Raw genomic sequence first — 5,550 nt, 5'->3', positions numbered from 1 at the left:
ATGAGATTAAAGTTGGGGAGAATACTTCGGTTGAGTTATTGACGGAGTGTGAAGATTTTTTGAAAAATTTAGGCTCCTATAGACAAAAGGGGTGGATTAAATATAATTATGTCAACAAAGAGATAAATATTCCAAGAGATCAAAGAGCAGGTGAACAAAGGGACAAAGAAATAGAAAAAGAATGGTCAGTATTATTGATTGATCCAGATGATAGAACATCTGGGAATTCTATTCCGCTGATAAATAAAACAAAAAACTTACAAGAAAAAACTTTTCATTTGAGCCCGGATTATGAAGAAATATGTAGTCCAGCCCCATTTTCAGGCAGCAAGGATGTAAAAAGGACAAATTTTCGTCTGTTTGAATTGAATGTAGAAAATTCAGGAAAATATGAGTCTGCAAAAATAAAATATAATGAAGAAGGAAACTTTTCTATAATAGACTGGATTTGCGGAACATTAGAAGCATTGGATTGTAAGCTTTCTTTTCACATGTTGCATGGAAGTAATAAAAGTAATGGAGAGAAACCGGAGTGTGCATTGTTATACAATTATTTTGTTTTTGGTCATGAAGAGAGAGAGGAGCATGATGAAGTCTATTGGAATCAAAAGCTTTTGGATAATGCGGTAAGATTATCTGCGGGTCATAATTGGCGTTATTTGCGAGCGCCAGATATGAAAGAGCAAACTTATCAACCTTTTAAAAATGCCTGGTGGTATGTCAGTAATGAAGGGTGTGGATGTTATGTTTACGAAAACAAAGAAAATATTAAATATTTATCAGATAATCTTTCGGATGAGGTAAGAAAAGATTATTTTACATTGTATATATTATTATTGTATCAATTGTATTCACTTATTCATTTTTCGGAAAAAATAGAATATGATTTGTCAGCTGATGCCAAAGCTTATCGAAAGTCATCAGAAGATTATAATGAAAAATTGAAAGAAATCCAGACAGAAATCAACACATTCTTGCTAAAGAGTGTTCATACTTGTGTGAGCCAAACACGGGCGCAAAATGATTTTTATAATTTTGCAAAGAAAAATCTGCGGATCCGCGAAGAAATACAGAGTTTAACAGCAGGTGTAGATTTTCTTGAGGAATTACTGGAAAATCAGGAACAGCAAAGGAAGGAAGAGGAAGAAGAAAGATTATCTTTTGTTTTAGGTCTTCTTTCTTTCCTAGGATTACTATCTGCGGCTACAGACGGAGTGGGGTTCATTGATCGAGTCAGGCAGAGTCATGGTTTATGCGAATTAATGGCAGAAGGCAGATGGTATAGTGTGTTAATTATAGTCCTTATAGTTATTTTGGTTATGGGTGTTATTTATTGTGTAAAAAATTTACAGAAATTTATAAAGCGTAGCTTAAACTTGTTTAAGCGCAGATGATTTGAAAAAATAGATAGAAAAATTTCAGGTGGATTCAATAAAATTAAGTAAATTGAGTGAAAAAGGGTTGTAAAACCGATAATAAAGTATAAGCATAAAAATATTTTTTTGGAGGAAGAAGTAATGGGCATAATGGATAAATCTTACACAAAATGGACATATTCGTTTTCGATTTAAATTTAAGAAGTTCGATTAATATTGAAAATGGCAGGAGCAACGTCCTGCCATTTTCAATAAAGGATAAAAGGTGGCTAATGTTTTTCAATCATTTGCCGGCATTGTTGCAATGCATTTTCTGCATTGGATTGTGTAAACATACTGGTACTTCCGTTTACAAATTGGATGCCGCGCCAGTATATTGAAGAATCTGTGGACAAATATTCTTCAAATAGGGTGATAGCTTCAGCATAATTGTTTTCGGCCATCAGATGATAGGCTTGATCAGCTTTAGCAAACTGTTTTTGCTGCCAATTATCGGCTGTGAGCAGCAGCAGTAAAAGACATAGGAATATAACAAGCGATAATTTGTGATGTCTGATGAATTCAATGATTTTCGTTCGGTTCAGCATGTGTATTTTCTCCTTCCGTGAGATGATTAGTGTGATGAAACTAAATACTATTTGAATGGTTACATTATATAATCAATTTTGACAATGCGGTTTTCCTCAACATTCATGCTATTATTTTCTAAATACCCCTTTTTCATTGGAAAACACCCTATTATTTGGTAAAATAGAGGGTAGTAATAAGCAGAATATGACATGAAGGCTTGGTGTGATTGTATGTCAGTCTGCAAGAGGGACGGTGCAAAATGGCGATGGATTATGAGAAAATTTTTTTAGAGTGGAAAGCAAATAGAGGGGACGGACAGAAATCTGAAGATAGTACTGTGGACGCTGCGTCAGGAGCAGAGGATGCAGCTCCTCGGGATGGAGCAAGTTTATCAGTGCTGTATGAATTAACGGAAGAAGCGAGTGAACTTAGAAGGAGACTTTTGGAGAAAATTTACGGACAGGAGCATGCAGTCAGTACCTTTGTAACAGGGTATTTTCAGGCGAAATTATTGTCGATGACAGACCCGTCCAGACGAAAACCCGCGGCTTCTTTTTTGTTTGTCGGTGCACCGGGTGTCGGCAAGACTTTTCTGGCGGAGACAGTGGCGGAAGCACTGCAATGTCCTTTTGCACGATTTGATATGAGTGAATATGCGGATAAGGATGCAGTCATTGAATTCTCCGGGGCAGATGGCGTTTATAAAGGAAGCAAGGAAGGCAATGTAACGGGATTCGTGAGAAAGCATCCGAGATGTGTCCTGATTTTTGATGAGATAGAGAAAGCACATATGAATGTTCTGCATTTATTCCTGCAGATACTGGATGCGGGACGGCTGCGTGATAGCTGTACGGACCAGGAGGTTTTCTTTGACCAGACCATGATTATCCTGACCACCAATGCAGGCAGTTCTATTTATGATGATGCACGGAACACCTCTCTGGACAGCGTGCCGAAGCGAACCGTGATGCAGGCTTTGCGTACGGAGTGTGATGCAAAAACCGGCAGTCCGATTTTTCCGGCAGCATTATGTTCAAGGTTCGCATCCGGGAATGTCATTTTGTTTAATCGGATGGAAGTGCGCTATCTGAAGCAGATTTTGGAGTACCGGCTGAAGAAATGTGTCTCCGATTTAGAACAGCAATTTCAGATACAGGTACATCTGGATGACAATATCAGTAAAGCGTTGATTTTTGCTGAGGGTGGTATGGCAGATGCACGAACCATCAGCGGACGTGGGGAGAAGTTTCTGAGTGAGGAAATTTATGAACTGTTTCAGCAGGTTGCCTTCGGGATAGGTCAGGGGCAAATCGACAGACTTCAGAAAATCTATTTCAGTGTTGATTTTAAGGATGCTGCATTGGAAGTCAGAAATTTATTTCAGATGACGGCGGATATGGAGAAGTCTGTGCGGCGATTGACCAGATATCATCAGGTTGTGGATTATAGCAGCAAGCGGCGGTTAGCAGAGGATGGGACATCTGCGGAAGTCGTTTTGACAGATTTTCAACTCCGCTATGCAGTAGAAGGTGTTGATTCCGGGCGTATTCTTGCTGAGACGGAACGGCCGAATGTGACTTTTGATGAGATTATAGGTGCGGAGGATGCCAAAGAGGAACTGCGTTTTTTCATTGATTATATGAAGCATCCGCAGCAGTACATAGAGAAAGGCTTTCATCCGCCGAAGGGCGTATTGCTTCATGGCATACCGGGAACCGGTAAGACCATGCTGGCCAAGGCCATGGCGACAGAAGCGGATATGACATTTATGTCTGCGGAGGGCAGTCAGTTTTTGAAAAAATATGTGGGTGAAGGACCGGAGGCCATTCATGCACTTTTCAGGACAGCACGCAAATATGCGCCGACGATTTTGTTTATTGATGAAATTGATGCCATTGGCAAGAATCGACAGAGCGCAGGTGACAGCAACAGCCGGGCGGATATACTGAATGCGCTGTTGACGGAGATGAGTGGATTTAAGACAACAGGGGAAAGCCAGGTTTTTGTGCTGGCAGCGACGAATTTTGATGTGGAGGGCAAAGACAGATTTTCACTGGATTCCGCATTGCTTCGACGTTTTGACAGAAAAATTCTGGTGGACCTGCCAAACAGGGAGGAACGTTTGCGGTTCCTGAAGCAGCGCAGGGAGAAGAGCCCGGCGCTGGCCTTCAGTGATGAAGAAGCCGACAGAATTGCAGCCGGAAGTGCCGGAATGACATTGTCACGCATCAAACTGATTCTCGGATATGCCATGCGCTGTGCAGCGCAGCAGCATTTTGAGAAAGTCACAGATGACATACTGGATGAGGCTTTTGCTTCTTTTGATGATGGTCAGACAGAGGCACTTTGTTCGGAGGAAGAATTAAAGCGGATTGCCAGACATGAGGCAGGACATGCCTTTATATGCTGGCAGAATCAACACACACCGGCTTATCTGACGGTGATGGGCAATAAAAGTTTTGGCGGTTATATGCTGCAGGAGAATGAACGCCGAGCATATAATCTCACCAGGAAACAGGTTTATGAACGGATTCGGGAAGCCCTTGCCGGGAGAGCTACAGAAATTGTCTTTTACGGCAAGGAAAACGGAGCATCATCCGGGGCAGCGGATGATCTGAAAGTAGCAACACAGCTGGCTGAGAAGATGATTGGCCAGTGGGGAATGGATGACACCTTCGGAATGGCCGTGATTCGGGAAAAGGATGCTGTATGCAGTGACGTGGAAAGCAGGCTCCGTGAAAGAGTGAATGCCATATTACAGCAGATGCTGGGTGAGACAGTGGCACAGATTAAGAATAATAAAGAAAGTGTTGATTTGCTGGCGGAAGTGTTGATTCTGGAAAACCATATGGACGGCAGGAAAATCAGAGAACTGTTGGAATCAAAGGATAAATATACGGTACGGTAGATACGGATTTAAAGGATAAATGTGTGATGCATGAGATAGGAATTGAATGGATGACTCAGACGGAAGTCAACGGCCATTTTCTGGAGCTGAGAGGTATACCGGATGAAAAGCTGGAATGGGAACGAATTCCGGAGGCGATTGCAGGTGCTAATTATTACAATATACAAAACATTCCCGGTCAGTTGACGGTTGAACCGGATTCCGGAAAAATATATTTAAAAATTCAGTATGTCACAGGCGCAGATATCAGAGAGACGACAATAACGGATGCACTGGAACGGTATCTGGAAGAAGAAATGGCGAAAATCTGTCAATGGGTGGCATTTCTGAATCAGACCGAAAAGGTCATAGGAAGTCAATGGCTGCCGCAGGCGGCCGGAAAGATCGGCTATTCTGTGGAAGACAAATTTTTGATGGCCTGTGAAATGGAAGAAAAGTTGATGGCGGTATTAGATACTTATACTATTCCTTACATGGCAGATTCGGAATGTATGGGGGTCTGCTGTGAATGGCATCGGGAAGGTCAATCCCAGATGTATCATATTGCCATCCGATCTGCAGAGATGATGATGACAATATCAACAGTATTATCAACACCTATTTCGGAAGAACAGATTCCGGATACCCTGGAAACATGTATGGCCTTAAATCAGGAAGCCTGGGGAAGTTTTTATCTGGATGATGGTACGGGATGTG

At 41.5% G+C, this 5,550-nt stretch carries 4 protein-coding genes; 3 read left to right on the top strand and 1 reads right to left on the bottom strand.

Annotation, left to right across the window (positions count from 1 at the left end):
• On the top strand, nt 1-1,394 hold a 1,394-nt coding region (locus WMO25_RS14280), incomplete at its 5' end, for a hypothetical protein (RefSeq protein WP_349085858.1).
• Nucleotides 1,395-1,645: 251 nt separating this feature from the next.
• Here the strand turns inward: WMO25_RS14280 and WMO25_RS14275 are convergent.
• Nucleotides 1,646-1,963: a hypothetical protein gene (locus tag WMO25_RS14275; protein WP_349085857.1), complete on the bottom strand. Its 318-nt coding sequence runs from the start codon at nt 1,961-1,963 to the stop codon at nt 1,646-1,648.
• 242 nt (nt 1,964-2,205) lie between these two features.
• Between WMO25_RS14275 and WMO25_RS14270 the strand changes: the two genes are divergently transcribed.
• Both WMO25_RS14270 and WMO25_RS14265 read left to right on the top strand, forming a co-directional pair.
• Nucleotides 2,206-4,854 carry an AAA family ATPase gene (locus WMO25_RS14270; RefSeq protein WP_349085856.1) on the top strand — a complete coding sequence of 883 codons (2,649 nt, stop codon included), beginning with the start codon at nt 2,206-2,208 and terminating at the stop codon, nt 4,852-4,854.
• A 26-nt stretch (nt 4,855-4,880) separates the two neighbouring features.
• Nucleotides 4,881-5,550, top strand: a 670-nt coding sequence (locus tag WMO25_RS14265; RefSeq protein ID WP_349085855.1) for a hypothetical protein, incomplete at its 3' end; no start/stop codon positions are given.

This window comes from Coprococcus intestinihominis, from assembly GCF_040096555.1.
GTDB classification, from domain to species: domain Bacteria; phylum Bacillota; class Clostridia; order Lachnospirales; family Lachnospiraceae; genus Coprococcus_A; species Coprococcus_A intestinihominis.
This window is presented reverse-complemented; position numbering and strand designations above follow the sequence as displayed.